The sequence below is a fragment of the Caulobacter endophyticus genome (genome assembly GCF_003116815.1).
GTDB lineage: Bacteria > Pseudomonadota > Alphaproteobacteria > Caulobacterales > Caulobacteraceae > Caulobacter > Caulobacter endophyticus.
In genome coordinates this window covers 12,594-39,164 of the sequence record NZ_QDKQ01000077.1, presented here as the reverse complement: position 1 = coordinate 39,164, position 26,571 = coordinate 12,594, and the positions used below count along the sequence as shown (strand labels likewise).

The following is a 26,571-nucleotide window of genomic DNA, read 5'->3' as shown; positions in this document are numbered from 1 at the left end:
GGCCTTAGGCCATTAGTTGTAGATCGGGAACCGGGCCGTCAAGGCCAGGACTTCCTCGCGCACCTTGGCCTCGACCGCGGCGTTGCCTTCCGGACCATTGGCGGCCAGGCCGTTGACGACCTCGCCGATCAGTTCGCCCACGCGGGTGAACTCGGCTTCCTTGAAGCCGCGGGTGGTGCCGGCCGGCGTGCCCAGGCGGATGCCCGAGGTGATCGTGAACGGCGCGGTGTCGAACGGCACGCCGTTCTTGTTGCAGGTCATGTGGGCGCGCTCGAGGCTGTGCTCGGCGTCGCGACCGGTCACGCCCTTGGGACGCAGGTCGACCAACATCAGGTGGCTGTCGGTGCCGCCCGAGACAATGTTGACGCCCGACTTGCCCAGAGCTTCGGCGAGAGCCTTGGCGTTGGCGATGATCTGGGCGGCGTATTCCTTGAAGGCCGGTTGCAGCGCTTCGCCGAAGGCCACGGCCTTGGCGGCGATGACGTGCTCCAGCGGACCGCCTTGCAGGCCCGGGAAAACGGCCGAGTTGACCTTCTTGATGATGGCTTCGTCGTTGGTCAGCACCATGCCGCCGCGCGGACCACGCAGGGTCTTGTGGGTGGTGGTGGTGACGACGTGGGCGTGCGGGACCGGGTTGGGGAACACGCCGCCGGCCACCAGGCCCGCGAAGTGGGCCATGTCGACCATCAGGTAGGCGCCGACGCTGTCGGCGATCTCGCGGAAGCGGGCGAAGTCGATCTCGCGGCTGTAAGCCGAACCGCCCGCGATGATCAGCTTGGGCTTTTCGCGCTGAGCCACCTCGGCGACGTTGTCGTAGTCGATCAGCTGGTCCTGCTGGCGAACGGTGTAGGACACCGGCTTGAACCACTTGCCCGACTGGTTGGCGGGCGAGCCGTGGGTCAGGTGACCGCCGGCGGCCAGGTCCATGCCCATGAACGTATCGCCCGGCTGCAGCAGCGACATGAACACCGACTGGTTGGCCTGCGAGCCCGAGTGCGGCTGGACGTTGGCGAACGCAGCGCCGAACAGCTGCTTGGCGCGCTCGATGGCGATGGTCTCGATCTCGTCGACCCATTCGCAGCCGCCGTAGTAGCGCTTGCCCGGATAGCCCTCGGCGTACTTGTTGGTCAGGATCGAGCCTTGGGCTTCGAGCACCGCCTTCGAGACGATGTTTTCCGAGGCGATCAGCTCGATCTGGTTCTGCTGACGACCCAGCTCCCGGCCAATGCGATCGAAGATGTCGCGGTCGGCGGTCGCGAGATCGGCGCCGAAGAACTTGGTCAGGTCGGTGGTGGTCGTCATCGGCAGCTCCTTGGGGCGGGCGGCGGGCTTTGGGCGGCGCACTCCCGCGAGCGGGAGTCGACGGCGCTCTCTTTAGCGTCCTTCGCGCCGCGATCAATGACGGAACCGCGACGGTAACCATGCGTTGGTCAGAACCTCGGCGGGGTGTTGCCGCCGCGCCGAGCGATTTCGAGTGCAAACGAACAGAACGGGCGGGATGCGTATGGCGGTTTCACACGGCGAAACGGGGTCGGACGCTACGGACGACACCGACCTGCTGGCGCTGAGCGCGAGCATCGTCGCGGCCTATGTCGGACAGAACAAGATCGCCCAGACCGCGGTGCCCGAGTTGATCCGCACCGTCCACGGCGCGCTCCAAGGCCTGAACGGCGATCCAGTCGCCGCCAGGCCGGCCGAGAAGCAGAAGCCCGCCGTTCCCGTCTCGCGCTCGGTGCAGCACGACTACATCGTCTGCCTGGAGGACGGTAAGAAGCTGAAGATGCTCAAGCGCTACCTGCGCTCGCACTACGACATGAGCCCCGAGGACTATCGCCGCAAATGGGGCCTGCCCTCGGACTACCCCATGGTCGCCCCGGCCTACGCCGCGCGCCGCTCCGACTTCGCCAAGCAGATCGGCCTGGGCAAGGGCGTGCGCCGGAGGGCTTGAGGCCCCTGCTTACGCCTCCGCAAAGATGTCGCGTTTCTTGAAGCCGGCTGTCATGAACCGGCCCATGGCCTTGGGCATGGTCAGCCAGCGCACGGGCGCGGCGGTGGCTTCGCCCTTCAGCACGCCGTCGGCAATGAACGGCGCGACGGTTTCGACGCGGTCGCCGAGGATATTGTAGAGCTTCATCGACTTGGCGCGATCGGCGTCCGAAGCGTCGCGCATCTCCGATTGCAGAAGGTCGGTGGCGACGATGCCCGGGCTGATCGTCCCCATCCGCACGCTGGTGCCGTCCAGTTCCTTGCCCATCGACTTGGTGAAATAGGTCACCGCCCGCTTGGTGGCGCCATAAAGCGTCAAGCCTGAGGCGGTCATGCCGTCGCTGCCGAAGCCCTCGAAATTGTAGATCGCCCCGCCGCCGGGCTGGGCCAGCATGCGGATCATGGCCATCTTGCTGGCCTTGATGACGCCCAGCAGGTTGGTGGCGACCACCGCGTCGATCTCGGCTTCCTCGACCTTGTCGAGGCGCACGCGCGGCGACACCGAGCCGGCGTTGTTGATCCAGATATCGACCCCGCCGAAGCGCTCTACGGCGGCGTCCCACAGGGTTTCCAGGTCCGCAACCTTGCTGACGTCGCAGGCCTTGGCGGCGACCGCTCCGCCGGTGGCCTCCAGCTTGGCCAGGGCCTCGGCCAGCACCCGCTCGTTGCGGCCGGAGATCACCACTTGGCAGCCGCGCTCAAGGAAGGCCTCCGCCAGCCCGAAACCAATGCCGCGGCTGCTGCCGGTGATCACGATGGTCTTCACGGTGCGACTCTCCCCTCGCAGGACGCCGCATCTAGAACCAAGGGCATGCGCCCCGCCGCCATGACGTGACGGGAAACCGCCACGCGGAGAGGCGTCAGCCCCCTGCTCGCTCCAGCCATCCCCGGGCCTCGGCTCGCGCCCAGGCGATCTCGGGACCAAGATCGAACCTTGCATCCTCGTCGGCCGCCGACATCAGGTCCTCGGCCTCGTCGAGCGCCAGCAGGTCCTGCGCGGCCTCACCCAGATAGGCGCCGGGCAGTTCGTGCTGACGGAAGGCGATATCGGCCAGGATGGCGCGGACCAGGTCGACGCGAGCCGGAACGCACAACGGATCCCGGGCCAACGCCTCACGAAGGAACGGCTCAGGCGGCGCATGCCAGGTCGAGCCGCCGCTCGACAGCCGCGCCTGCCAGACTAGCGGCCAGGGGTCGGCGGGCCGGGCCTCGGCCCATTCCTCCAGCGTCGGGCGCACCAGTAGGCGAAACAGCGGCACGGGCAGCACGGCCTCGGGCTGCCCCCGATAGGCCAGTCGCCTCTCGCCGATCCAGACGGCGAAGGTGATCCGCTCGGCCAACGGCCAGCTCACCGCCCCAGCCACGAAGGCGTCCAGCGCCTCCAGCGCCTCGCGGCGCAGGCCCCGGTGACGAAGACGAAAGTAATCGGCCACGCCGGACCAGCCGGAATGCTCGGACGCATCCTCGGCCAGCTCGCGCAGATAGCCCAGATCGAAACCCAAGGCGGGGGTTAGGCTGCGTGGCCGCCCATGCGGGCGACGTTGCAGTGCGCCCAGAGCTTTTCCATCGCCCCGACCAGCTTGCGCATCATGTCGTCGGTGTGGAACGGCGTGGGCGTGAAGCGCAGGCGCTCGGTGCCGCGCGGCACGGTCGGATAGTTGATCGGCTGCACATAGACGCCGTGATCGGCCAGCAGCATGTCGCTGATCAGCTTGGTGTGGACCGGATCGCCAACCAGCACCGGCACGATGTGGCTGTCGTTTTCCATCACCGGCAGGCCGGCGTCCTGGAACATCTTCTTCAGGGTGCGGGCGCGCTCCTGATGAGCTTCGCGCACTTCGGGGTGCTGCTTGAGCCACTTCACGCTGGCCAGCGCGCCGGCGGTCAGGGCCGGCGGCAGCGAGGTGGTGAAGATGAAGCCCGAGGCCATCAGGCGCACGGCGTCGATCACCTCGGCGTCGCCAGTGATGTAGCCGCCCATGACGCCGAAGGCCTTGCCCAGGGTGCCTTCGATAATGTCGATCTGGTCCATCACGCCGTCGCGCTCGGCGACCCCGCCGCCGCGCGGGCCGTACATGCCGACCGCGTGGACCTCGTCCAGATAGGTCATGGCGCCGTACTTCTTGGCGAGGGCCGCCGTGGCGCCGATGTCGGCGATATCGCCGTCCATCGAGTAGACGCTTTCGAAGGCCACTAGCTTGGGCGCGTGCGCCGGAGCGGCCGCCAGCAGCTCTTCAAGATGGGCCAGATCGTTGTGGCGGAAGATGTGACGCGGGCCGCCGCCGTTGCGAATGCCGGCGATCATCGAGGCGTGGTTCTGGGCGTCGGAGAAGATGATCAGGCCCGGCAGAATCTTCTGCAGGACGCTGAGCGTAGCTTCGTTGGAGACGTAGCCCGAGGTGAACAGCAGCGCGGCCTGTTTGCCGTGCAGGTCGGCCAGCTCGGCTTCCAGCTCCACATGATGGTGGTTGGTGCCCGAGATGTTGCGGGTGCCGCCCGAGCCCGAGCCATGGTCGTCGATCGCCTGGTGCATGGCGTCCAGCACGACGGGGTTCTGGCCCTGGCCGAGATAATCGTTCGAGCACCAGACCACGACTTCGCTCTCGCCGCCGTCGGCGCGCGTCCAGGTGGCGCGCGGGAAGGCGCCGCGGTGGCGCTTCAGGTCGGCGAACACCCGATAGCGACCCTCTTCGCGGATCTGCGAGACAGCGGCGGTGAACGCGGCTTTGTAGTCCATGCTGGTCTCTTACCCGTCGAACCAAAGCTCGACGGTCCTTTTCTTCTGGCACGGCTTTTCGCACCACGCAGGCATAGTGTCCACCTAAGGGCCTCTACCTACAAATTGGAATTGGGCGTGGTGTCGCATCGAATGGTTCTATAGGCGATTGTCGCAACCCTGCCTTGTTCAAACCAGCTCAGAGATGCGACCACGCAACAGCTGCAGAATGGCCGAGAAGTCCTTGCCGCCGAAGCCGTTGGCGTCGAACAGGGCGTAAAGCGCCTCGGCCTGCGCGCCCATCGGCGTGCTGGCCCCCGCGCGGGCGGCGGCTTCCTGGGCGAGCTTCAGGTCCTTGAGCATCAAGGCCGTGGCGAAGCCGCCCTCGTAGCCGCGATCGGCCGGCGTGCTGGGTCCCGCGCCCGGAACCGGACAATAGGTCGACACCGACCAGCATTGGCCCGAAGACTGGCTGGCGATCTCGAAGAAGCGGTCGGCGGCCAGGCCCAGCTTCTCGGCCAGGGCGAAGGCCTCGCAGGTTCCCAGCATCGACACGCCCAGCAGCATGTTGTTGCAGATCTTGGCCGCCTGCCCCGCCCCGTGGCCGCCGGCGTGGATCACCGCGCGAGCCATGGGCTTCAGCGCCGCCTCCACCGCCGCGAAATCGGCGTCGTCGCAGCCGACCATGAAGGCAAGGCTCCCGGCCTCGGCGGCCATGATCCCGCCCGACACCGGCGCATCGGCGAAACGGAAGCCCGCCGCCCTCGCCTGCTCGGCGACAGCCCGCGCGCTGTCGACGTCGATCGTGGAGCAGTCGATCAGCAGCGCCGACTTGCGTGCATTGGCCAGCACCTGATCGCCATAGACCGAGCGGACGTGGGGGCCGGCCGGCAGCATGGTGATGACGATCTGCGCGTCCTTCACCGCCTCGGCGACGGAACCGGCGGCGACGCAGCCCGCGCCGACCGCCTTTTCCAGGGCCTTGGCCGAAAGGTCGAAGGCCGCCACGTCGTGGCCGGCCCTGGCCTGGTTGGCGGCCATGCCGCCGCCCATGTTGCCCAGGCCGATGAAGGCGATGCGGGTCATTGGGGTCTCCTCCTTACGCGGGGCCGTTTCGGCCTCTAGTTCTTCTTGGACAGTTCGAGATGCAGGTGGTCGTCATGCCGAGCCGCCCTGCATCCCTGGAAGCGGATCATATCGACGTCCTGCGCCCATCGCGCCTTCAGATGCGGTTCGAGCAAGATCTTCTTCACGCCGAGCGCCCGCCCTTCCGTGCTCAGCCAGCGCAGCATCGCGGCCGTGCGGACGGGATCGGCCGTTCGCGTCGCCAGGGGCTGCAGGGTATTGAAGTCCCAGCGCAGGTTGGCGCGGCGATAGCCGGCGCAGGGCAAGGCCTCGCCAGCCTTGGGACCCTCATAGGCCCAGTAGCCGATCGGGCTGGCGGCCCCGTCAATCACCGGCGCTCCGGATTGCTCGCGATAGAAATAGGCGAGATCGATCTTCAGCCCGTCGCGATGCGACAGGTGCGGCGGCAGTGGGAAACCGTCGAAGAAGGGAAAACTGGCGTCGAGATAGCGGGTGATGGTTCCCGGATAGGCCTTGGCCATATGGTTCGCCAGGCTGGCGACCACCGCCCGGGCTTCGGGACGCGCATAGTTGCGGCTCAGGACGCAGAGCAGAGGACTGACCGCCCCATAGGTCGTAGCCTTGCCGACGAAGCACGGAAGACGCTCACGCCCGCCGAGCTTGGCCAGTGGCGGGACCACGACGCCGACGGTCAGGCTGTAGACTGCCACGAACCCAAGGATCGCCAGCCAGGCCGGCCAGCGGCGCAACTTCGCGATCCAGGCCGTGGCCAGCAGGACCAGGCCGCCGACTTGGGTCAGTATGGTCAGGATGACCGCGCCTCCCAGCAGCGCGACGAGCTTGGCGCCGCGCCGCCAGGAGGTTGACATCAACGCGCCCCAGCCGGCTTGCGGAACTTGTAGATGAACTGGTCGGTCTTGCCGCGGATCGACGGGTCGAAGACCGAGACGTTGCGCTTGTCGGCGGCGTCGCGCAGCACGCGGCTTTCGCCCTCGAAGATGAAGCCGGCGGCGGTGACCTCGGCCTTGACGGTCTCGGGGTCGATGCGATGCAGCTTCTCGGCGTCGCGCAGGCCAGACCCCGGCTGGGCCGAATGGTCGAGCACCAAGTAGACTCCGCCCGGCTTCAGCGACTGGAAGACCTTGCGATTGACCACCGCCATGTCGGGCCTGCCCATCAGCGGGGTGTGCATGTCGTGATAGTTCTGGGCGGTGAACACCAGGTCCAGCTTCTCGGGCGCGGCGAAGTTAGGCAGCAGGTTCAAGAGCACCGAGACGTTCTTGTAGGCCGGATCGGCGGCGATGGCGTTCACGGCCGGCTCGCGATTGGCCAGCTTGGTCAGTTCGTCGGGCACATAGGCGTAGACGTGGCCGCGCGGGCCGACGGCCTTCGACAGGATGCGGGTGAAATAGCCGGTGCCGGGGATCAGGTCGGCGACCTTGGCCCCACTGCGCACGCCGGCGAAAGCCAGCACCTGGGCCGGCAGGCGGTCGGCGTCGCGCTTGCTGTCGACCTCGGGACGCAGCGGGTTGTCGACGGCGGCGATGATGTTGGCCGGGATCGCGACGGGAGCGTCGGCGGGCGGCGGAGGCGGCGGCGCGGCCGGTCCCATCGGGGTCGTGGCGCACGCGGTCACGGCGAGCGCGGCGACGAGGCTGAGAAGCGGCTTACGCATGGTCTTCCTTCCGGCGGACTTTCTTCCTTGGCTGGCGGCAAGCTAGCGAGGCCAAGCGACAGCATCAATGCCGCTACGGCATAACGCTGTCAGGCGTCCGCCACATGTCGGGAGACCGCACGCCTTTCAGGCGTCCGGCAGGGGCGTCCACTCTTCTTCCGGCGGAAGCGGCGCGAAGATCGCCTGGATGTCGGCGTCATCCACGGCCTCGATGCTCGGCGGGTCCCAGCGGGGGGCGTTGTCCTTGTCGACGATCACGGCCCGTACGCCCTCGATGAAGTCGTGCTTGCGCACGACCCGCGAGCCGATCCGGTACTCCATCGCCATGTGTTCGGCGAAGTCGGTCATGGCCTCGCCACGCTTCAACTGCTCGAAAGCGACCTTCAGGGTCTGGGGCGACTTGGTCTTCAGCACAGCCAACTGGGCCTTGCCCCAGTCGCTGGAGTCGACCTCCAGAAACTCGAAGATCTGCTCGACGCTGTCGCCGACGAACAGGCGGTTGAGATCCTGCTCATAGCCGACCAGCGGCGCCTTGCCGGCGTCGGCGCGGTACATGCGCAGGGTCTCGTCGATGCGGCGATGATCGGCCAGGATCGCCTTCTTCAGCCCCTCGACCGCGCCGAACTCGACGAAGTGGGTGGCGATTCCCAGGCGCATGCAGTCCGATCCGTTGATCCGCGCACCGGTCAGGGCCAGCCACAGACCCGCCTTTCCCGGAAGGCGCGGCAGGTACCAGCCGCCGCCGACGTCGGGGAACAGGCCGATGCCGGTCTCGGGCATGGCGAAAGTCGTGCGCTCGGTGGCGACCCGGTAGTGCGCCGGCATCGAGATGCCGACGCCGCCCCCCATCACCACGCCGTCCATGACCGCAACGATCGGACGGTCGTAGTGGAACAGCAGGTGGTTCAGTCGGTATTCGGTATGGAAGAATTTCCGCGCCTCGACGCCGTCGCCCGCCCCGCTTTGCGCCAGCATGCGGATGTCGCCGCCGGCGCAGAAGCCGCGCTCGCCCGAGTGGTCGATCATGACCATGTCGATCTCGGGATCGGCCTGCCATTCCAGCAGGGCCTCGATCATCGCCTCGCACATCGACAGCGTCAGGGCGTGCAGCGCCTGGGGCCGGTTCAGCGTGATCCGGCCGACGTTCTTCTTGGCGCGGATCAGGACTTCAGGGGCTTGGGTCATCTAGGCTCTCAGGCGAATTCGGGGTCTTCGACCGGCGCGCAGTCGAAGCGGTCGATCTGGCCGGCCAACAGGCGGTAGACCGCATCCTGCGGCACCTCCTGGGCCAGGGTGTCGGCACGCGACAGGCCGGCATAGGCGCCGCGCAGCAGGCGGCCGGCGACGCCATGGCTGACCACGATCAGCCGGCGCTCGGTCTCCGGCGCCTGCTCGGCCAGCCAACCGGCGACGCGGGCGGTGACGTCCTCGAAGGTCTCGCCGCCCGGCGCGCGGAACGCCCATTCATAGCTGGCGAACAGTTCAGGATTGTCGCGACGGATATCCTCGCGCAACCGGCCAGACCACTCGCCGACGCTGATCTCCAGCAGTCGGTCGTCGAAGCTCAGCGGCAGACCCGTGCGCTCAGCGATGGCTTCGGCCGTGTTTCGCGCACGGCGCAGCGGGCTGGCGACGATCCGCCAGGCGTCGGAGGGCTCACGCGCTATCAGGTCGGCCAGCAGCTCGCCCATGGCCCGCGCCTGGGCGCGCCCCAGGGCGGTCAGGTCAGACTCGGTCTGTCCCTGGAAGCGCCCCTCGCGGTTGAACTGGGTCTGGCCGTGGCGGCAAAGATAGATCATCAGGTCGTCGCTCTCAGGTCAAAGCACTGGACGCCGGATCGAGCGGCGACGATCAGCAGGGCCTCGTCACGCGAAGCCAACGGCCAATCCTGCTCCAGCGCCAGCGCAAGATATGAAGCGTCGAAGAGACTGAGTCTGGCCTTCTGGGCCAGCGCCGCCAAACCCTCCATGTCGACGATCAGCGGATGAAGCGTGACATTCAGCGCAAGATAGTTGGCCACAGCCCGATCATACCTCTCGACCGTCGACAGACCGCGACGTTCGTACGTCAGCAGAACGTTGCGGACTTCCCAGTCAAAGATCGCAGGCGCTTCGAAAGTCGTCGCATCGTTCCGCTCCAGAAAGGCGTTCGCGGCGTCCGTCGCTTGCGTCGGCAGCAGCCAAGCCAAAGCGGCAGACGCATCCAGGACAACCGACCTCACTCGCGCGCCATCTGCTTCAACTCTTCCCAGGTCATGTTCTCGATGCCGGGATTGGCCGCAGCCATCTCGTCCTGAAGCTTCTTGAAGCGCTCGACGAGCTCCTTGCCGGGCAAGCGGCGCGGCGGCGGCGCAATCGCCTCCTGCGCCGGCAGCAGCTTGGCCACCGGTCGCCCGTTACGGGTGATGAGCACGGCCTCGCCCCCCTTCTCGACGGCCTCAAGAAGGGCCGAAAGGTGAGTCTTGGCCTCGAGTACGCCGACTTCGCGCATGGCGGGCTCCAATCTGACCAGTCTGGTCAGATTATCACGATCTCACTGCCGGAACATCTCGCGGGCGATGATGACGCGCATGATCTCGTTGGTCCCTTCCAGGATCTGGTGGACGCGCAGGTCGCGGACGATGCGCTCCAGCGGGTAGTCCTGGAGGTAGCCGTAACCGCCGTGCAACTGCAAGGCGTCATTGGCCACCTGGAAGCCGGCGTCGGTGGCGAAACGCTTGGCCATGGCGCAGAGCTTGGTGGCCGCGGGATCGCGATTGTCGAGCGCATGGGCGGCGCGACGCACCATCAGGCGGGCGGCCTCCAGTTCGGTGGCCATGTCGGCCAGCTTGAACTGCAGGGCCTGAAAGTCCTTCAGCGGCCGACCGAACTGATTGCGGGTCTCAAGATAAGCCTTGGCGGTGTCTAGCGCGAACTGGGCGCCGCCCAGTGAGCAGGAGGCGATGTTCAGACGCCCGCCATCCAGGCCCATCATGGCGAAGCGGAAGCCCTCGCCCTCCTGGCCGATGCGGTTGGCGGTGGGCACGCGGCAGTCGTCGAAATTGACCTGGGCGGTGGGCTGGGCGTTCCAGCCCATCTTGCGCTCGTTTGCCCCAAAGGTGAGGCCGGGCGTTCCCTTCTCGACCACGAAGGCCGAAACGCCCTTGGGGCCATCGCCGCCGGTGCGGGCCATGACGACATAGACGTCCGACACCCCGCCGCCGGAGATGAAGGCCTTGCCGCCGTTCAGCACATAGTGGTCGCCCTCCAGGCGCGCGGTCGTGCGCATGCCCGCCGCGTCCGAGCCCGAGCCCGGCTCGGTCAGGCAGTAGCTGGCGATCAGCTCCATGGTGGTCAGGCGTGGCAGGTAGCGCTGGCGCAGATCCTCGGAACCGAAACGGTCGATCATCCACGAGGCCATGTTGTGGATGGTCAGATAGGCCGCAACCGGAACGTCGCCGTAGCTCAGAGCCTCGAAAATGATCGAAGCGTCGAGGCGCGAGAGACCGCTGCCGCCGACGTCGTCATTGACGTAGATGCCCGCGAAACCAAGGCTGGCGGCCTCTCGCAGCACGTCGACGGGGAAATGCTTGTTCTCGTCCCACTCGGCGGAATAAGGGGCAAGCCGTTCCGTCGCGAAGCCGGACGCCATGTCCTGAATGGCGCGTTGATCATCGTTCAGCGCGAAATCCATGCGCCACTTCCTCCCATGCGGGGCATATCCGCCCTCACCTTCTTGACCGCTGACCTGCCCTGAGCAGCCAAGTGTGTCAATCATATCTCAGTTGGCGAATTTGCTTGCGGCGCCGCAGCGAAAATGGGTGCGAAAGGTCGCACCTCCCTTGATCAGACACCTCTTCGGTATCAGATCACGCCCATCGGAGGCGTCGTCTCGGTTCCCATGTCCAAGTTCATTACCGCTTTGGCCGCGGTCGCGGCCCTGTTCACGTTCGTGTCTGCGCCGGCTCATGCCGAGAACCTCGGCGTGTGGCGCAACCCCAAGGACAATATCCGCCTGCACATCACCGACTGCGGTCCGAGCATGTGCGGCTGGGTCGTCTACGCCAGCCGCAAGGCCGAGGCCGACGCCAAGAAGAGCGGCTACGACACCCTGGTTGGCCAGCAGGTGCTGCGCGACTTCGCGCCCACCGGTAATGGGAACATGAAGGGCAAGGTCTTTGTTCCGACCCTGAAGGTCACCCTTTCGGGCACCGCCGAGTTCGTCGACGCCCGCACCATGCGCGCCAAGGGCTGCGTCCTGGGCGGCCTTTTCTGCAAGTCGCAGGTCTGGACCCGCGTCGACGGCGGCGTGCAGCAGGTTCGCGTCAGCAAGGGCGAGTAGCCTCCTTAAGGGCCTTACGGCCTTGCCTCGACGGTCGGCGCGCGCGAAACCCTTCGCATGACCGTTCCGCCACTCGCCCCCTACCCCGCCACGCGCCTGCGCCGCCTGCGCCAGGCCGACTGGACCCGTCGCCTCGTCCGCGAGACCGAGGTCAGGCCCTCTGACCTGACCTGGTCGATGGTCGTGCATGAGGGCGAAGGAACCGTGCCGGTGGCCTCGATGCCGGGCGTTGATCGCCTGAGCGTCAAGGAAGCCGCCAAGGCCGCCGTCCGCGCCCGCGACCTCGGCATCCCCGCCATCGCCATCTTCCCGCACATCGATCCGTCGCGGAAGAACGCGACCGGCTCGATCGCCGCCGATCCCGACGGGGTGATCCCCCGCGCCGTGAAGGCCATGAAGGACGCCGCTCCCGAGGTCGGCATCATGTGCGACGTGGCGCTTGATCCCTTCACCGACCACGGCCACGACGGCGTGGTCGAGGGCGGCAAGATTCTCAACGACGCCACCATCGAGCGGCTGATCGAACAGGGCCTCATGCAGGCCGCCGCCGGCGCCGACATCCTGGCGCCCTCCGACATGATGGACGGCCGCATCGGCCGCCTTCGCGGCGCGCTGGAAGCCGATGGCCACCAGGACACGATGATCATGTCCTACGCCGCCAAGTACGCCTCGGCCTTCTACGGCCCCTACCGCGACGCCATCGGCTCGGCCAAACTCTCGGCCGGCCCTAATGCTCGGGGCTTGGGCGACAAGAAGACCTATCAGATGGATCCGTCGAACACGGAAGAGGCCATCCGCGAGGTCGCGCTCGACATCGCCGAGGGCGCCGACATGGTCATGGTCAAGCCGGGCCTGCCCTATCTCGACATCCTGCGCCGCCTGGTCGACGAGTTCCGCATGCCCACCTACGCCTTCCAGGTGTCAGGCGAGTACGCGATGATCAAGGCGGCCGGCGCCAACGGCTGGATCGACGAGGAGCGCGCGATCCTCGAAAGCCTGGCCGCCTTCAAGCGCGCTGGCGCTGCGGGGATCATCACCTACTTCGCCCCCTGGGCCGCCGAGAAGCTGGGCTGAGATGACCGCGCCGAGAACCGCCTTCGCACCAGGACGGTTCTACGGCGCGCCCACCGTCGAGCGGCGGCTGCCCGGCGTGCGGCTAGCCCACCTGGCCGCCACCATGAGCGCCGAGCACGTGGACGAGCACAGCCACGACGACGCCCACTTCGTGCTGGCCACCCACGGCCGCTACGAGACCACGGCCTGGGGCCCGGACACCGAAGGGCCGGTCCTCGTCTACAATCCGCCCGGCGTCGTCCATCGCGACCGCTTCGTCGAGGCCGGCGGCTACTTCCTGGCGGTCAGCTTCGATGCGGGCGACTGGCGAGACTTCTCCGACGGACGCGGGGCGATCGACGCCCTGCGCCTGACGGGTCCGGCGGCCCGCCGTGCGGCGCTGCGCCTGACACGCTCGCTGCTGTCGGCCGACGCCGAGCCGCTGTCGCTGGAGGGGCTGAGCCTGGAGTTGGCGGCCGAGGCCCTGGCGCCTGTGCGCGACGGCGACCATCCCCCACCCTGGCTGGCCATGGCCGAGAGCTATCTCGCCGACGCCTTCGACCAGCCTATCGGCGTCGCCGATCTGGCCCGCGTGGCCGGGGTGCATCCGGTGCACCTGGCGCGCGGCTATCGTCGCTGGCTGGGCGCAGCGCCGGGCGAGCGACTGCGGACCCGGCGGCTGGAGCGCGCCGCCGACCTCCTGATGCACGGCCGAGCCCCGATCGGCGAGATCGCCCTGGCTTCGGGCTTCTGCGACCAGAGCCACCTCAATCGCCAGTTCCGGCAGGCCTATGGCGTCACGCCTGGCGAGTTCGCACGGCTATGCGGACGCCGCCCCGATGTTTCATGCGTCCAAGACGACACCCGCGCCGGCGCCTAGACAAAAGGCGTTCCGTCGGAGTCGCCCCATCGTGAAACCCCTGCTGCTCGCCGCCCTCCTTGCCCTCGTCCCGCCGACGGCCGCCGGCGCCGCCGACTGGACCAGCGCCTCACCCGCCGCCGAGGGCATGTCGGCGGCCAGGCTCGAAGCGATGTCGACGGCGATCAAGGCCGGCGAGTTCCAGAAGATCACCAGCATGCTGGTCGCCCGCCACGGCAAGCTGGTGTTCGAGGCCTACTACGACGAAGGTCAGCCGGAAGGCGGCGCCGAGGCCCGGCGCAACACTCGTTCGGTGACCAAGACCGTAACCGCCATGCTGGCCGGCGCGGCCATCGCGCGGGGCGCGATCCCCAGCGTCGATGCGCCCATCAAGCCCTATCTGAAAGGCCGGCCGCCCGCCGCCGCGCCGGATCCGCGCAAGGACAAGGTCACGGTCGAAGACCTGATGACCATGAGCTCGATCGCCGAATGCGACGACGACAACCAGTTCTCGCGCGGCAACGAGGAGCGGATGTACCTGATCGAGGATTGGGTCGGCTTCTATCTCGACCTGCCGGTGCGCGGCTTCCCCGACTGGGTGCAGAAGCCGGTCGACGCGCCCTACGGCCGCAGCTTTTCCTACTGCACGGCCGGCGTCACGACCCTCGGCGCCGTGGTCCAGGGCGCAGTGGGCAAGCCCCTGCCCGCCTTCGCCCGGGAGGCGCTTTTTGAACCGCTGGGCATCAAGGGCGAGCGCTGGCAGGTCTCGCCGCTGGGCCTGGCGCAGGGCGGTGGCGGACTTGGGCTGCGCAGCCGCGATCTCCTGAAGCTGGGCCAGCTCTATCTCGACGGCGGCAAGTGGGAGGGCAGGCAGGTGCTGCCCGCCAGCTTCGTGAGCGCCGCCACCAGCCCGCACGCCAACGCCCGACAGGACACCGACTACGGCTACCTGATCTGGCTGCAGACCTTCAGCGGCCACAAGGCCTGGGCGATGAGCGGCACGGGCGGCAACAAGGTGGTCATCGTGCCCGACCTAGGGATCGTGGCGGTGATCACCACGACCAACTTCAACGTCCGCCAGCCGCATGCGATCAGCGAACGGCTGCTGACCGAGCACATCCTGGCGGCCGTCCAGCCCTGACCGGGGCCGAATCCGCTAGTCTGTCGAGCATGAGCAAGGTCCTCGACATCGTCACCGCCGTCATCCGCGACGAGGCCGGCCGCATGCTGCTGGTGCGCAAGCGCGGCACGGCGATCTTCATGAAGCCGGGCGGAAAGCGCGACGGCGGCGAGGACGACCTGACCGCCCTGGCTCGCGAACTGGACGAGGAACTGGGCTGCCGGCTGGTCTCGGCGCAGTTGCTTGGCCGCTTCTCGGCGCCGGCGGCCAACGAGGCCGGCTTCACCGTGCAGTCGGCGACCTATCTGGCGGTGGTCGAAGGGCGGATCGCCGCCCAGGCCGAGATCGAGGAACTGGCCTGGATCGACCCGGCCGCCCCGCCCGCCGGCATGGCCCTGGCTCCTCTGCTGAAGGACGAGGTCATTCCCGCGCTGCTGGCCCTGGCCTGATAATCTGCAACCCGTGCTATAGGGCGCGGATGACGACGATCTATATCGACGCCGACGCCTGCCCCGTGAAGGACGAGACCTACAAGGTCGCGGCCCGCAACGGGCTGAAGACCTATGTCGTCTCCAACAGCTGGATCCGCGTACCCGCAACCCCCGCCATCGAGCAGATCGTGGTCGACGCCGGCCCCGACGTGGCCGACGACTGGATCGCCGAGCGCGCCGGTCCCGGCGACGTGGTGGTGACCAACGACATCCCGCTGGCCGATCGCGTGCTGAAGGCGGGCGGCCAGGCGATCGCGCCCAACGGCCGGGTGTTCACCGCCGACATGATCGGCTCGGCCCTGGCCTCGCGTTCAATCGGCGAGCACCTGCGCTCGATGGGCGAGGTGACAAGCGGCCCCAAGGCTTTTGGCCCCCAGGACCGCAGCAAGTTCCTGCAGGCCCTCGACCAGGCCGTGGTCAAGGCCCGGCGCGTGGTCGTGAAATGATCGAGATCACCAGCTGGCTGCGCATCGACGAGGATGAACTGATCGAGAAGGCCGCCCGCGCCTCGGGTCCTGGCGGCCAGCACGTTAACAAGACCTCGACGGCGATCGAGCTGCGTTTCGATGTGGCCAATTCGCCGTCCCTGACCGACGACATAAAGGCGCGGCTGACGACGCTGGGCGGCAGCCGGATGACCCAGGACGGGGTGCTGGTGCTGTTCGCCCAGGGCCATCGCTCGCAGGAGCTGAACCGCCAGGACGCCCGCGAGCGGCTGGTCGCGCTGATCCGCCGAGCGACCGAGAAACCCAAGCCGCGCCGCCCGACCAAGCCGACTTATTCCAGCAAGCTCAAGCGGCTGGAAGGCAAGTCGAAGCGATCGGGCGTGAAGTCGATGCGCGGCCGCGTCCGTCACGACGACTGACCGCGCCGAAGGCCTCAGGCGGCCTGATTGACGCCGACACCCAGGCGGGCGCCGTCGGCCTGTTCCTGGACGAAGAAGGCGGCCTGGCCCTGGTTCAGCCAGGTGAGCTGGTCGCCGACGATGGTGCCGGCGAGGTTCGCCAGGACGATGTCGGCGGAGCCCTGGCCGCCGTGCTCGACCATGGAGGCCCAGGCCATCATAGGATAGCTCTGCCCGCCGGCCGAGACGGAATAGGTGGTCATTTCGCTGATGTGTTCAGCGACCTGGTCGACAGTCATGAGATGAAGTCCCCTTGCGCGCGGCCCCCAGCGGCCGGCGAAAACGACCTTAGGTGCAAGCTCCTAACCGGAGATTGCACCCCAGGGCGTCGACGGGAAACCTCAGGCCAGACGAGGAATCGGCGGGCCGAACGAGAGGATCTCGTCCTTCCAGTCCGGCTCGGGGATCAGGCCGCCCAGCATCTTCTTCAGGTAGAAGGCCAGGGCCGACTGCTCGTCGGCGCTCAGTTCGGAACAGGCTTCCTGGTGCAGCGGCGCCAGTTCGCTGCGGATCTGCTCCAGCAGCGCCGCACCGGCCTCGGTCAGCCGGACAACCACCTTGCGGCGATCGTTGGGCGCCCCGCCTCGCTCGACCAGACCGTCGCGGATCAGGCCGTCGATCGACCGGGTCAGCGTCGTGCGGTCGGCCGCCGAAAGCTTCGCCAGCCGAGTCATGGAGCACTCGCCGAACCGGGCCAGCGACAGCATCGCCACCCATTTCGGGAACGACAGACCGTGACGTGCAACATGATCGGCCGCCAAGGCGCGCCGATGCTGCTCGGTCTGATACATCAGATAGCTCAAATAGCTGGGCAGGGGCATGGATTGCCCCTCCCTCAAGTCATGCTCAGGCATGGTGTCCCCCCGCGCCGTGCGCCTTGATCTCACAACCTCTGCTGTCGCGCAATCGCCACGAGGTCCCTAGCCAGCGCAGCGTTCACCATGTCGCGAAACGCCTGTCTCGCCCGCACGTTCCGCAGGCGAGAAAGACCCCTCAGAGGCGAACTCAGCGACGAGGCGGCGCCGGGGCTGCGGGAGGGGCCGGCGGCGCCGGCGGAGCGGGCATGCCGCGGATGACGGTGATCCGCTTGACGCGGTTCCCGCAGCCCTTCAGCGACAGGCCCGGCGGAAGGCGGGCCTCGCCGCAAGCATCGTCCAACTGGTCCTGGGTCAGGCCGCGCGCGCCGCTCAGGTCGACGCCCAGGAAGCGCACGCCCGAGAAATCCGCGCCCTTGAAATCGGCCCCCGCGAAGCTGCCGCCGCGCAGGTGCGAAGCCGTCAGCGAGGCGTTGCGGAACTGGGCGCGGTCGAAGCGGCCGCCGCTGAGGTTGGAGCCATTGATCTCGGCGTTGGAGAAATCGGCTCCCCGCGCGTTCACCGAGCTCAGGTTCGAACCGTTCAGCTCGGAGTTCGACAGGCGCGCGTCGATCAGGGTGGCGGCCTCGAAATTGACCCCATGCATCTCCGACGAGGTCATGTCGGCGCGCGACAGGTTGGCGTTCTGAAAGTTCGCCCCGGCCGATTCCACGCCCGACAGGCGGGCGCCGTTGAAATTGGCCTTCTGGAAATTTGCGGCGCGCATCTCGGCCCCGCGCAGGTCGGCCCGGGTCAGGTCGGCGGATTCGAAGTTGGAGCCAAAGAACACCGCGCCACGCAGGTCAGCGCCGATCAGGTTAGCTTTGGCGAAGTTGGCGCCGGTGAACTTGGCGCCGGTCATCTTGCGGCCGGCCAGATCGCAGCTGACGCACACCCCGCCAAGCGACACCAGGCGCGCCACGTCCTTGTCCTCGATCGAGGCCTTGGCCTGGGCCTGGCCGGCCAGGGTCGTCAGACCCATAACCAGGGCGGCGGCGAGTGTCATGCCCATGCGGGCCATCGGCGGTCTCCGTTCGGTCGATAAGCGACCTTGCTTGGTAACGGTTTGAGCCGCACACCGCCGCTAGACCACTTAAATCGCGGTAATGACGGGGATTCGCGATCCCCGTCCCCCGCCAAACGCTTGTTGGCATTGGCCTTCCAGCGTCCGCCGCGTCAAACCGCCGCGCGCGATTTCTCGTCAGTAGAACATCACGTCGTCCAGCTCGAACCACAGCTTGGCGCCCGACGGACGCTCGCCCTCGACGCCGACCTGCAGCAGGTCGGTCCCAGTGAAGGCCGCCTTCTCGCGGCCGGCCGGCTTGAAGGCCGAGAACGGCAGCTCAACGGTCTTCCATTGCGGGCCGGCCTCGACCTTCGTCGTCCAGCGGCCGGTCGCTCCGACCAGGCTGACAACATAGGCGCCGCCATCGCCGCGCAAGGCCAGCTTCACACCCTTGAACGCGGTGGCGTCGGCCGGAACGACCGAGCCCCGGGTCAGCGGCAGCAGCACGCCCGCCGAGGCGTCGTCCTTGGCGGCCATGCGGGCGCCGACCGAGAGCACCTTGCCACCGCCCTCGCGGTCGATCACTTGCGAGACTTCCAGGCTGCGGTCGCGGCCGCCGTCAAAGTCGTCCAGGCGCAGGGTGTCGAGGCTGGTGCGGCCGTCGGCCCGCTCGAAGTCGTCGATGAGAGCTGACGCCTTCACCGCCGGCGGGGCGATGCGGTCGTTGGCGGCCGAACGCTTGGAGCCCGGGCCGTAGGAAAGCTTGCCGTCGATGAATACGCGATCGACCTTGCGGGCGTCGGAGATCGTCTCCCATGGCTTGCCGGCGACCAGCACGAAGTCGGCGCGCTTGCCGACCTCCAGCGTGCCGCGATCGGCCAGTTGGTTCATGGCCCGGGCGCTGCCGGCCGTGCCGATGGTCAGGGCCTGGACCGGGGTCAGGCCGGCCTGCACCAGCAGTTCCAGCTCGCGCTGGGTCGAGGAGCCGTGCGGCGTGCCGGTCATGCCGGCGTCGGTGCCCAGCGCCAGCGGCACCCCGGCGTCGTAGAGAGCCTTGGCGTTGCCCAGGGCGTAGCCGAACTTCAGGCGGCTCTGGCGCGCGCGCGGGCTGTCGGGATCGGCCGGCGGCTTGGCGCCGGGCTTGACCGGCTCGTAGACCGCCAGCGTCGGGGCGTAGAACAGACCCGAGGCCTTGATGGCGGCGATGGTCTCCGCATCGAGCGGGGCGTCCTGCAGGCTGTGGGCGATGACGTCGACCCCGCTGGCCGCGGCCACCTTGCCCTGCTCGACCGTCACTGTGTGGGTCAGCACCTTGAGGCCGTACTTGTGGGCCGTGTCGGTCAGGGCCTTCAGCGTCCAGGCGTCCATGGTGGTGTTGTCGGGCGCCGAGCCATAGCGCCAGCCGTCGGTGAAGGCCTTGATGGCGTCGGGCCTGTAGGCGGCTATCGCCTCGACGGCGGCGCGGGCGCCTTCCGGCGTATCGACCCAGCGGGTGGTGGCCTGGTCGGCCCAGTCGGCGCCGTGGCCGCCGGGCGTGCTGATGCGGGCGACGAAATTGACGTGCGGCGCGGTCAGGGTTCCCAGCCATGCCCGACGCGGCGCAAAGCTTTCAGGCTGCTGGTGAAAGTCGTTCACCGAGGTGACCCCGGCGGCCACATAGGCGTCGGCGATCTTCGGCGTGACGTCAGGAACGCCGTTGGGCGTCCAATGGGTGTGAACGTCGAACAGACCCGGGATGAGGGCCTCGCCCCTGGCGTCGACGATCGTCGCCCCCTTGGGCGCCTTCACCTTGGGACCCACCGCCAGAATCCGCCCGTTCTCGACCACCAGCGTCCCGCGATAAGGCGCGGCGCCGGTGGCGTCGAAGATCTCGGCGTTGACCACCGCCAGCGGCTGGGCGGCCACCATGGAGGTGGACAGCGCGGCGGCGCAGAGGCCGCCGAGCAGGATGCGGGCGCGGGTCATGGACGGTCGTTCCTCGTTGCAGGCTGGACGCCATCACGCGCGCCCTGACCTCATGACGAACCAGGCGCGCAAAACCAGCAGTCCTCCCCACCGATCGGCATGCCGGGCGGCAAGGTTTCCACCGCCCCGCTGCGCGGAGCCGCCAGGGCCTTGCGATCGCCGGAGGTCAGAAGGCGCGCGATGCGAGCCGCCTGGTCGGCCTCCGCCCCCTGCCCCTTCCAGCCCGACAGGGTCTTGGCGTAGCGCAGCAAGGCCGCGTCGATCTGGGCCGCGGCGGTCGGCGACAGGGTCTTGTCGTTGAGCGTGGCGACCAGATCGCCCACCAGCCGCGCCCGCACCCGGCGACGCAGTTCGCCGGTACGGCCCTCGGCCTGCGGCCCGCCAGGGGCCACGGCGGCCAGCAGGGCGCCTACGGTCTCGGCGACATCCAACTGGCCCGCGTCGCGGCGCTTCTGCTCGACCAGGCGGTTCAGGCGCGCGGGCGTCAGCAGCAGCGACAGCGGCAGGTCGGCGGCGGTCTCGGCGGCGGTCGGCAGGTCGAACACCGCAGCGCCCGAGGTCGGGAAGATCTCGATGGCGTAGGCCTTGTCGCGCGAGCCCGACATGCCCGACGACAGCAGCGACAGCAGCGGGTCGGGCAGGTCCAGCGCCGTCGGATCCAGCGTGCGGACGAGGGCCGCCAGCGCCCGGCGCTGGTCGGCGGCCGGCGTGGCGGGCGCGGCCTCGCGGCCATCGCCGACCACCGCGTAGCCGTAGTCGACGCCGCCCACGAACTTCGCCGCCGCTTCGACCTGATAGCGATGGAAGAGATAGATCGGCACGAGAGCCCGGCGCAGGTCGGCGGCGGGAGAACCGGCCGGCACGTTGCCGAGCCCGAACCGCGACAGGGCGATGCGGCGCACGGCCATGACGTTGTCGAGTTCGATCACCGGATCGGCGCCGTTGTCCCACAGCGCGCCGTAGGGCTGGGCCGAGGCCGCGCCGCGGGCGTCGGCGTCGGAGACGTAGCGATAGCCCTTGGCCTGGGCGTCGCGGGCCAGACTGTCGAGGCGCGCAGCCTCGTCGCTTCCAGGCGGGCCTTCCGAGTACAGCCAGTCGATGGCGAAGGCGTCCCAGGCGCCGACGCCCCTGGCGTAGGCGTCGGAAAGGTCGAGGCGGTCGCCGTCGATCTTCACCAGCGGCGCGGGATAATCCATCACCGAGGCCCGGCCATAAACGCTGCCGGCGAAGTTATGCGACAGGCCGATGGCGTGGCCGATCTCGTGGGCGGAAAGCTGGCGGATGCGGTTCAGCGCGATCTGTATTGGATCGTCCGCACCGCCCTTGCCGGTCTTGTCGGCGCCTAGCAGGCCCTCGAAGATCATCCGGTCCTGGCGGATGCGCAGCGAGCCCAACTGGACGACGCCGCGCACGATCTCGCCGGTGCGCGGATCGACAACCGTCGTGCCGGTCGACCAGCCGCGCGTCTGGCGGTGGATCCAGTTCACGACGTTGTAGCGCGCATCCATCGGATCGACGCCCTCCGGCAGCGACTCGACGCGGAAGGCGTCGATGTAGCCGGCGGCCTCGAAGGCCTGGTTCCACCAGCGCCCGCCCTCGACGAGGGCGCTGCGCACCGGCTCCGGCGCGCCGCGATCGACATAGAAGACGATCGGCTTCTTCACCGGCGACTTCGCCGCCGTCGGATCAGTTTTTTCCAGGCGGAAGCGACGCACCAGGCGTTGCACGGTCGGCTGGTCCAGGCCGATGGCGTAGTCGGCGAACAGCACCTGGGCCGAGGTGCCGGTGCGTGGATCGAAGGCGCGCGGCGTGAAGCCTGGCCCCGGCAGGCGGATGAAGCTGTGGTGGACGCCGAAGGTCACGGCCCGGGCGTCGGGAACGATACCGGAGACCTCGCCGCCCGGATCGTCGGCGGTGAAGGTCTGGCGGGTCTCGAACTCAAGATTGTCGGGAAAGACGCCCAGGTGGCCGAAGTCGACATAGCTGAGGCTCGGTGCGGCCTTGAAGCCGCCCTGCTTGGCGTCCTTCAGCGCGCCGGTGATGTTGAACGAGTCGCGCAGCAGGAAGCCGGCCAGGTCGACGGTGAAGCCGCCATCGGCCGTCTCGCCCGCCACCTCGCCCGACCAGACCACCGAACCGGGAAAGCTGTCGCGGACCGTGCGCTGCTCCTCGACCGTGCCGCCGATGGCGCGGAAGCCGAAGTTCTCGAACTCCGCCAGCACCCGCTTGCCGACGCGGCGGAAAACCAGCACCTGGGTGTCGCCCGTGGCGGCTCGGTCCAGGCCCACCGGCGTGGCGCCGAGGCCGCCGCTGAGGCTGGGCTGATAGAGGAAGCGGCCGGAAACGCCGTCGGCGTCCGGCGCGGGCAGGGTGACCAGCACCGCGCCCTTGGCGGCGTCGGCCTTGACCGGCAGCAGGCTTGGCGCGCTGGCGGCGGCAGGCGCTGGCGCAGCGGCGCCGGCCGCGGAGGCCGACAGTGTCAGAACGGCCAGCGCGCTCGCCATCGCCAGGGCGCGCAGCGACACGCCGCCAAAGTCCGATTTCCCCATCCGCCCCTCCGATTCCCGCGCAAGTCGCGGCCAGCGACGGTTTCGCCCCGGAGAAGGACAGGCAAGCCTCTTTTTGCTGACGAAGGCCTCAGCGGATCTCGCGGGCCAAGGCCCGGGCGACCAGCTCGCCGGCCTGCCTGCAACGGTCCAGGGACGCGCGCCGGACGTCCGCCGGACGCGGCTGGCTTTGAAGGCGCTGAGGCGCCGGCTGGCTGGAAAGCTGGATCATGAGCTTGCCGTGTCGAAGGTCCTGGCCTCGGCCTCGAACTCCGCCAGCGCCGCTTCGGCGGCGTCGGCCATTCGAGCCCATTCGGAGAGCACGACCTCGAGATCGGGCGGCGCCGTCTCGGGCGTATCCAGGCCCGCTTCCAGGTCGTCGAGCACGGCGTTCCAGTCGCCCCGCAGGCCGCGCACGCCGGCGACGGTGGTCGCCAGTCCGGCCGCGGGGGCGACGAGGTCGTGCAAGGCGATCTCGCGACGGGTGCGCGGCGCGGGGCTGAAGGCCCATTGCTGCGACGGCAGACCGGTCTTCTCCCACAGGCGCAGCGGCGCGCCAGCCTGCACCTCGGCCACATCGAGCGCATGCCCGGGGAAGGCGACGTTCTCCAGGGTCGCGCCCTGGCGCGGCGGCACGCGGAAGAGGTCGGCGCCGGCCGGCAGGCCTTCCAGTCCGCCCACGCACGGCGGCGGCCCCTCGCTGATCAGCGGGAAGCCGAACGGCGTCGAGGCGTTGGCAAGGGTCCACAGCTTGTCGTCGGCGGTGATGTGCAGATGCCGCGCCGGATCCGCCGCCGATCGCAGGCGATGGGCGTCGGCGGCCTGGTCCATCAGCAGGCGCCAGAACTGGCGGGCGGCCCCGCCTTTGACCGGCTCCAGCCGGGCGACGCCGTCGTCGTCATAGGACAGGCACAGTTCGGGGGCCTCGCGCAGGGAAATCCGCACCGCCGGGTCGCGCTCGAAGGCGGCGAAGGCGGCCGCGAAGGCCCCGGCGCGGGTGGCGAAGCTGCGCATGGCGGCAGCCAGGCTCGTGGCGCGGTCGGCGCGCATACGCACCTGCAGCCGCAAGGCTTGCAGCGCCGCCGGACGGTCGCCCGCCAACAGCTGGCGATAAAGCGAGGGCGCGACGTCGCGGCCGTAGGAGACGAGATCGCGAGCGAAGGCGGCCATGCCGAGTTGCAGGTCGAGCCCCTGCCCTTCCAGCACAGCGTCCAGGTCGGTCCAGGCGGCGATCAGGCGCTGGGCCTCGACGCAGAGTTCGCCGGCCTCGGCGGTGCGGGCGCCCCGGCGGGGTTCGAGCGCCGAGCCGACGACCTCGCCCAGGAAGTCGACGATGTCGGGGCGGTGGCGCGCGGCTCGAAGGGCCACGCGGGTTTCGGCCGCGACCCGGCCCAGGGCGGCGACGTCGCGCCAGTCGGCCAGGCCCAGGTCGAACAGGTTTCCGGAATGGGCGGAGCGCCCGCTGGCGTCGCCCGCGAAGAGCAGAAGCCCGTTCCATGGCCGCACCCGCAACTCAGGACATTGGTCCTCGATGCTTCGCAACGCCGCTACTCCACGCTGGGGTCGGCGATGGGCCGCTCGCGAGCGTCACGAGCGGCCCCCGCCCCGCATGCGAAGAGCCCCCCAAGACTTCCTCGCGCGCCAATGGCCTGGGGAAACCCGGAGCCGTCATGGCGCGACGGCTCCGGGTCCCTGATCGTTGGACGTCCGCTCTGGAGGCTTTTCGGCCCGGCCGCCCGTGATCTGCGTCAGAATGTCCCAAGCCCTACAGCACCGCTGTGCAATTTGTCACAGGGGCTGCGAACGGCTCTCAGCGGCGGGAAAGATTGAAGATCGAGACCGGCGGAAAGCTCTTGCGGGGCGTGGTCCGCCCCACATAGCCGCAGCGATATCGGTCGGCGTGGCGCGTAGCCAGGATGCCCGCCATCGCCTCGCTGACATAGGCCGCACCCGGCGCCACGTCGGGCTCGATGCGGGCGGCGACGACCACGTGCGCGCCGACCACCGCCTGGGCGCCGGTGATCGGATTCACCCGCAGGTGCACCGGGCCGTAGTGACCGCCGATCCGCAGGGCCAGATGGCGCGGCAGCCCCCCGGCCCGCAGGTTCAGCCGGCGATGGGCCTCCAGCAGGGCGAGCGCGGCCTCGGCCGCGTCGGCGGGGCGGTCGAACACCAGGAAGGCGCCGTCACCCCAGGTCTCGACATGCTCCGGCGGCGCGGCCAGCCGCCGGATGGCTTTCGCCATGCCGGCCATGACAACCTCGAAGAAGGCGGGCACCTGGGCGTCGTGCAGGGCGCCGAAGCCCCGGACGTCGATGAACAGCATCGCCTTGACCCCGCGGTCGCTCGCGTCAGGCGAACGGGCGACGACGGCATCCGGGGCCGGCCGTTCGAACGGCAGGATCGCCTGCGGACGTCCGGTCTCGCGCCAGTAGGCGACATCGGCCGACGCACCGGCCGGACCCGTGGCCGGCCGACCGTCCCACATCGCGACCTGAACCGCCCGGGTCGACAGCCCCTCGGCCCGCAGGATGGCGCAGCCGATCGCGAAGCGGCTGGCATAGGCGAAGACCTCGTCGTCGCCGGCATAGGGATCGCGGGCGGCGAACCGCACCGACGAAGCCCTGGCCAGGCAGGCTTCGAAGCGTTCGACCCAAGGCTCGCCGAACGGACGCACCGAGGTCTCGACGTAAGACGGCAGGGCCAGGGGCGCGACGACGTGCAGTTCCGCGCCCGCCGCCAGCAGCGTCTCCGCCCACAGGATGTCGGCGCCGGCGGCCAGACCGCCATAGCCGAAGCCGACCTTCTGAACGCGCACGATCTCGGCCATCGCCGCCTTCAGCCCGGCTTCGTCGGCCGGCTCGCGGGCGGCGAACATGTGGCCGGTAAAATGGGCGCTCACGGGCGGGCGCAGGATTTCGAGCCAGGCGGTCGGGGCGCCGATCTCGGCGGCGATCATCGAAAGCTGGCGCAGGGTCGAGGCGTGGGCCGACAGGCTGGACGGCGCGCTGGCGACGGCGGCGCCCAGCCGCTCGGCGGCCTCCTCCCAGCGCCCCAGAAGAAACAGCGCCTCGGCGCGGCTGGCGTTGTCGAAATAGCCGGCCTCGCCCTGCCCGACAGCCGCGCCTGGGTCGAGGGCGGCCTGCGCCAGGTCCATGGCCCGGGGCATGTCGCCGGCCACCAGGCTCATGGTCGCCGCATTGACGAGGCCGTAGCGGCCGCCGCCATTGTCCGTGGCGGCGACATAGGCGCGCGCCGAGGCGCGGGCGAAGGCCCGGCGGCGCGACGCGTTGGCGGTCAGGGCCACGTCCTTGAGAAGGCGGCCGCCCAGCGACAGGGCTTCGGGATCTTTGGAATCGGCCAGGCCCAGGCGCACGAACTCGGCGCGGGCGAAGTCTGTGGCGCCGGCGCGAGCCAGCGAAAGCACGGCCGCATGGGCCAGGGTCAACGAGTGTTCGCCCTCGTCGAGGACACGCCGCGCCAGATCGTAGGCGGAAAGATGCTCGCCGCGCTGAAGCAGCGCGGCGAGCTCGTCGAAGGACGCCTCGACGCTCAGCTTAGACGCCGACGCCGTTTTCGATCAGCGGATCCAGGTCGATCGGCTGGCCCAGGCCATCGTGCATGAACAGGCTGTAGACGAAGATGCCCATGCGCTTGCACTCGTAGATCACCTTGAACTGCGAGTACGGAACCGGCTCTTCCGCGCCCGGCGGGACGTAGCTGGTCCAGTAGTAGCTGGAGAAGTTCTGCCCCCAGTCGTTCTCGAACGAGATCGGGGTCGGCTGGAAGCCCCAGCCCTTGGAGAGCAGGTCGTCGCTGAGACGGAACTGCAGAACGCAGCGCTGCTTCAGGTCGAGGTCCAGCGGTTCCGGCGGGTTCGGGAACAGGTCCATGAAGCTGAGGTTGCCATCGAAGCCGACGATGATGTCGATGACCAGATCCGGTTCGGGATTGGCGCCGTTGTGGCTGAGCATAGAAAATTCCCCCTGT

The 26,571-nt window shown here is 68.8% G+C and carries 28 protein-coding genes; 8 read left to right on the top strand and 20 right to left on the bottom strand.

The window, feature by feature from the left end:
* Positions 1-12: 12 nt before the first annotated feature.
* The gene (gene glyA, locus DDF67_RS23715) at positions 13-1,302 is read right to left on the bottom strand and encodes a serine hydroxymethyltransferase (protein ID WP_109455224.1); all 1,290 of its coding nucleotides are present in this window, start codon (positions 1,300-1,302) and stop codon (positions 13-15) included.
* A gap of 202 nt (positions 1,303-1,504) precedes the next feature.
* Here glyA and DDF67_RS23710 point away from each other — a divergent pair, with 202 nt between their 5' ends.
* Positions 1,505-1,948, top strand: a complete 444-nt coding sequence (locus tag DDF67_RS23710; RefSeq protein WP_109455223.1) for a MucR family transcriptional regulator — start codon at positions 1,505-1,507, stop codon at positions 1,946-1,948.
* Positions 1,949-1,957: 9 nt separating this feature from the next.
* Here DDF67_RS23710 and DDF67_RS23705 read toward each other — a convergent pair whose 3' ends face one another.
* From DDF67_RS23705 to DDF67_RS23655, 11 genes are all read right to left on the bottom strand, one after another.
* The gene (locus DDF67_RS23705; protein WP_158278106.1) at positions 1,958-2,752 is read right to left on the bottom strand and encodes an SDR family NAD(P)-dependent oxidoreductase; all 795 of its coding nucleotides are present in this window, start codon (positions 2,750-2,752) and stop codon (positions 1,958-1,960) included.
* 94 nt (positions 2,753-2,846) lie between these two features.
* Positions 2,847-3,488, bottom strand: coding sequence for a hypothetical protein (locus tag DDF67_RS23700; protein WP_109455221.1), 642 nt, complete (start codon positions 3,486-3,488; stop codon positions 2,847-2,849).
* A gap of 8 nt (positions 3,489-3,496) precedes the next feature.
* Positions 3,497-4,723 (bottom strand): 5-aminolevulinate synthase, encoded by a 1,227-nt coding sequence (hemA, locus tag DDF67_RS23695; RefSeq protein WP_109455220.1) that lies wholly within the window; start codon positions 4,721-4,723, stop codon positions 3,497-3,499.
* A 168-nt stretch (positions 4,724-4,891) separates the two neighbouring features.
* On the bottom strand, positions 4,892-5,788 hold the full coding sequence (mmsB, locus tag DDF67_RS23690; protein ID WP_109455219.1) for a 3-hydroxyisobutyrate dehydrogenase: 897 nt from the start codon (positions 5,786-5,788) through the stop codon (positions 4,892-4,894).
* Positions 5,789-5,823: 35 nt separating this feature from the next.
* A complete protein-coding gene (locus DDF67_RS23685; protein ID WP_109455218.1) occupies positions 5,824-6,657 on the bottom strand; it encodes a hypothetical protein in 834 nt (277 codons plus the stop codon).
* Positions 6,657-7,463: a class I SAM-dependent methyltransferase gene (locus DDF67_RS23680; protein WP_109455217.1), complete on the bottom strand. Its 807-nt coding sequence runs from the start codon at positions 7,461-7,463 to the stop codon at positions 6,657-6,659. The genes DDF67_RS23685 and DDF67_RS23680 overlap by 1 nt, the downstream gene beginning before the upstream one ends.
* Before the next feature lie 126 nt (positions 7,464-7,589).
* Positions 7,590-8,648, bottom strand: a complete 1,059-nt coding sequence (locus DDF67_RS23675) for an enoyl-CoA hydratase/isomerase family protein (protein ID WP_109455216.1) — start codon at positions 8,646-8,648, stop codon at positions 7,590-7,592.
* Positions 8,649-8,656: 8 nt separating this feature from the next.
* Complete coding sequence (locus tag DDF67_RS23670; protein ID WP_109455215.1) at positions 8,657-9,262, bottom strand: histidine phosphatase family protein; 606 nt, start codon at positions 9,260-9,262, stop codon at positions 8,657-8,659.
* On the bottom strand, positions 9,262-9,684 hold the full coding sequence (locus DDF67_RS23665; protein WP_269845475.1) for a type II toxin-antitoxin system VapC family toxin: 423 nt from the start codon (positions 9,682-9,684) through the stop codon (positions 9,262-9,264). The genes DDF67_RS23670 and DDF67_RS23665 overlap by 1 nt, the downstream gene beginning before the upstream one ends.
* Positions 9,681-9,953: a type II toxin-antitoxin system Phd/YefM family antitoxin gene (locus DDF67_RS23660; protein WP_109455213.1), complete on the bottom strand. Its 273-nt coding sequence runs from the start codon at positions 9,951-9,953 to the stop codon at positions 9,681-9,683. The genes DDF67_RS23665 and DDF67_RS23660 overlap by 4 nt, the downstream gene beginning before the upstream one ends.
* 42 nt (positions 9,954-9,995) lie before the next feature.
* Positions 9,996-11,135, bottom strand: coding sequence for an isobutyryl-CoA dehydrogenase (locus tag DDF67_RS23655; protein WP_109455212.1), 1,140 nt, complete (start codon positions 11,133-11,135; stop codon positions 9,996-9,998).
* 207 nt (positions 11,136-11,342) lie between these two features.
* Between DDF67_RS23655 and DDF67_RS23650 the strand changes: the two genes are divergently transcribed.
* Genes DDF67_RS23650 through arfB form a run of 7 tightly spaced genes read left to right on the top strand, consistent with a single transcriptional unit; the run spans position 11,343 to position 16,171 of the window.
* Positions 11,343-11,783 carry a DUF2147 domain-containing protein gene (locus tag DDF67_RS23650; protein WP_109455211.1) on the top strand — a complete coding sequence of 147 codons (441 nt, stop codon included), beginning with the start codon at positions 11,343-11,345 and terminating at the stop codon, positions 11,781-11,783.
* Between the two features lie 57 nt (positions 11,784-11,840).
* Positions 11,841-12,857 carry a porphobilinogen synthase gene (hemB, locus tag DDF67_RS23645; protein ID WP_109455210.1) on the top strand — a complete coding sequence of 339 codons (1,017 nt, stop codon included), beginning with the start codon at positions 11,841-11,843 and terminating at the stop codon, positions 12,855-12,857.
* Position 12,858: 1 nt separating this feature from the next.
* Positions 12,859-13,716, top strand: coding sequence for a helix-turn-helix domain-containing protein (locus tag DDF67_RS23640; protein WP_109455209.1), 858 nt, complete (start codon positions 12,859-12,861; stop codon positions 13,714-13,716).
* A gap of 31 nt (positions 13,717-13,747) precedes the next feature.
* Complete coding sequence (locus DDF67_RS23635) at positions 13,748-14,836, top strand: serine hydrolase domain-containing protein (protein ID WP_109455208.1); 1,089 nt, start codon at positions 13,748-13,750, stop codon at positions 14,834-14,836.
* 29 nt (positions 14,837-14,865) lie between these two features.
* Positions 14,866-15,264: an NUDIX hydrolase gene (locus DDF67_RS23630; protein WP_109455207.1), complete on the top strand. Its 399-nt coding sequence runs from the start codon at positions 14,866-14,868 to the stop codon at positions 15,262-15,264.
* Between the two features lie 29 nt (positions 15,265-15,293).
* Entirely contained in the window at positions 15,294-15,752 is a 459-nt protein-coding gene (locus DDF67_RS23625; RefSeq protein WP_109455206.1) for a YaiI/YqxD family protein, read from the top strand.
* Positions 15,749-16,171 (top strand): alternative ribosome rescue aminoacyl-tRNA hydrolase ArfB, encoded by a 423-nt coding sequence (arfB, locus tag DDF67_RS23620; protein ID WP_109455205.1) that lies wholly within the window; start codon positions 15,749-15,751, stop codon positions 16,169-16,171. Before DDF67_RS23625 ends, arfB begins: the two co-directional genes overlap by 4 nt.
* 14 nt (positions 16,172-16,185) lie before the next feature.
* On the opposite strand, the gene DDF67_RS23615 is transcribed toward arfB, so the two are convergent.
* The 8 genes from DDF67_RS23615 to DDF67_RS23580 form a co-directional block, all read right to left on the bottom strand.
* Positions 16,186-16,449, bottom strand: a complete 264-nt coding sequence (locus DDF67_RS23615; RefSeq protein WP_109455204.1) for a hypothetical protein — start codon at positions 16,447-16,449, stop codon at positions 16,186-16,188.
* A 102-nt stretch (positions 16,450-16,551) separates the two neighbouring features.
* Entirely contained in the window at positions 16,552-17,031 is a 480-nt protein-coding gene (locus DDF67_RS23610) for a MarR family winged helix-turn-helix transcriptional regulator (RefSeq protein ID WP_233247751.1), read from the bottom strand.
* A 184-nt stretch (positions 17,032-17,215) separates the two neighbouring features.
* Entirely contained in the window at positions 17,216-18,085 is an 870-nt protein-coding gene (locus tag DDF67_RS23605; protein WP_109455202.1) for a pentapeptide repeat-containing protein, read from the bottom strand.
* A 180-nt stretch (positions 18,086-18,265) separates the two neighbouring features.
* Complete coding sequence (locus DDF67_RS23600) at positions 18,266-20,035, bottom strand: amidohydrolase family protein (protein WP_109455201.1); 1,770 nt, start codon at positions 20,033-20,035, stop codon at positions 18,266-18,268.
* 50 nt (positions 20,036-20,085) lie between these two features.
* Positions 20,086-22,584 carry a zinc-dependent metalloprotease gene (locus tag DDF67_RS23595; RefSeq protein WP_109455200.1) on the bottom strand — a complete coding sequence of 833 codons (2,499 nt, stop codon included), beginning with the start codon at positions 22,582-22,584 and terminating at the stop codon, positions 20,086-20,088.
* A gap of 225 nt (positions 22,585-22,809) precedes the next feature.
* Entirely contained in the window at positions 22,810-24,087 is a 1,278-nt protein-coding gene (locus DDF67_RS23590; RefSeq protein WP_109455199.1) for an RICIN domain-containing protein, read from the bottom strand.
* 304 nt (positions 24,088-24,391) lie between these two features.
* On the bottom strand, positions 24,392-26,065 hold the full coding sequence (locus tag DDF67_RS23585) for an adenylate/guanylate cyclase domain-containing protein (protein ID WP_408608635.1): 1,674 nt from the start codon (positions 26,063-26,065) through the stop codon (positions 24,392-24,394).
* A 73-nt stretch (positions 26,066-26,138) separates the two neighbouring features.
* On the bottom strand, positions 26,139-26,555 hold the full coding sequence (locus DDF67_RS23580) for a hypothetical protein (protein WP_109455197.1): 417 nt from the start codon (positions 26,553-26,555) through the stop codon (positions 26,139-26,141).
* Between the last annotated feature and the right edge of the window lie 16 nt (positions 26,556-26,571).

Coding starts and splice junctions, on each gene's coding strand:
- DDF67_RS23680 (WP_109455217.1), bottom strand. CDS start 7,463: ATGCGTAAGCCGCTTCTCAGCCTCGTCGCCGCGCTCGCCGTGACCGCG.
- mmsB (WP_109455219.1), bottom strand. CDS start 5,788: ATGACCCGCATCGCCTTCATCGGCCTGGGCAACATGGGCGGCGGCATG.
- glyA (WP_109455224.1), bottom strand. CDS start 1,302: ATGACGACCACCACCGACCTGACCAAGTTCTTCGGCGCCGATCTCGCG.
- DDF67_RS23650 (WP_109455211.1), top strand. CDS start 11,343: ATGTCCAAGTTCATTACCGCTTTGGCCGCGGTCGCGGCCCTGTTCACG.
- hemB (WP_109455210.1), top strand. CDS start 11,841: ATGACCGTTCCGCCACTCGCCCCCTACCCCGCCACGCGCCTGCGCCGC.
- DDF67_RS23675 (WP_109455216.1), bottom strand. CDS start 8,648: ATGACCCAAGCCCCTGAAGTCCTGATCCGCGCCAAGAAGAACGTCGGC.
- DDF67_RS23600 (WP_109455201.1), bottom strand. CDS start 20,035: ATGACCCGCGCCCGCATCCTGCTCGGCGGCCTCTGCGCCGCCGCGCTG.
- DDF67_RS23580 (WP_109455197.1), bottom strand. CDS start 26,555: ATGCTCAGCCACAACGGCGCCAATCCCGAACCGGATCTGGTCATCGAC.
- arfB (WP_109455205.1), top strand. CDS start 15,749: ATGATCGAGATCACCAGCTGGCTGCGCATCGACGAGGATGAACTGATC.
- DDF67_RS23670 (WP_109455215.1), bottom strand. CDS start 9,262: ATGATCTATCTTTGCCGCCACGGCCAGACCCAGTTCAACCGCGAGGGG.
- DDF67_RS23660 (WP_109455213.1), bottom strand. CDS start 9,953: ATGCGCGAAGTCGGCGTACTCGAGGCCAAGACTCACCTTTCGGCCCTT.
- DDF67_RS23595 (WP_109455200.1), bottom strand. CDS start 22,584: ATGGGGAAATCGGACTTTGGCGGCGTGTCGCTGCGCGCCCTGGCGATG.
- DDF67_RS23710 (WP_109455223.1), top strand. CDS start 1,505: ATGGCGGTTTCACACGGCGAAACGGGGTCGGACGCTACGGACGACACC.
- hemA (WP_109455220.1), bottom strand. CDS start 4,723: ATGGACTACAAAGCCGCGTTCACCGCCGCTGTCTCGCAGATCCGCGAA.
- DDF67_RS23640 (WP_109455209.1), top strand. CDS start 12,859: ATGACCGCGCCGAGAACCGCCTTCGCACCAGGACGGTTCTACGGCGCG.
- DDF67_RS23625 (WP_109455206.1), top strand. CDS start 15,294: ATGACGACGATCTATATCGACGCCGACGCCTGCCCCGTGAAGGACGAG.
- DDF67_RS23615 (WP_109455204.1), bottom strand. CDS start 16,449: ATGACTGTCGACCAGGTCGCTGAACACATCAGCGAAATGACCACCTAT.
- DDF67_RS23605 (WP_109455202.1), bottom strand. CDS start 18,085: ATGGCCCGCATGGGCATGACACTCGCCGCCGCCCTGGTTATGGGTCTG.
- DDF67_RS23610 (WP_233247751.1), bottom strand. CDS start 17,031: ATGCCCCTGCCCAGCTATTTGAGCTATCTGATGTATCAGACCGAGCAG.
- DDF67_RS23655 (WP_109455212.1), bottom strand. CDS start 11,135: ATGGATTTCGCGCTGAACGATGATCAACGCGCCATTCAGGACATGGCG.
- DDF67_RS23630 (WP_109455207.1), top strand. CDS start 14,866: ATGAGCAAGGTCCTCGACATCGTCACCGCCGTCATCCGCGACGAGGCC.
- DDF67_RS23685 (WP_109455218.1), bottom strand. CDS start 6,657: ATGTCAACCTCCTGGCGGCGCGGCGCCAAGCTCGTCGCGCTGCTGGGA.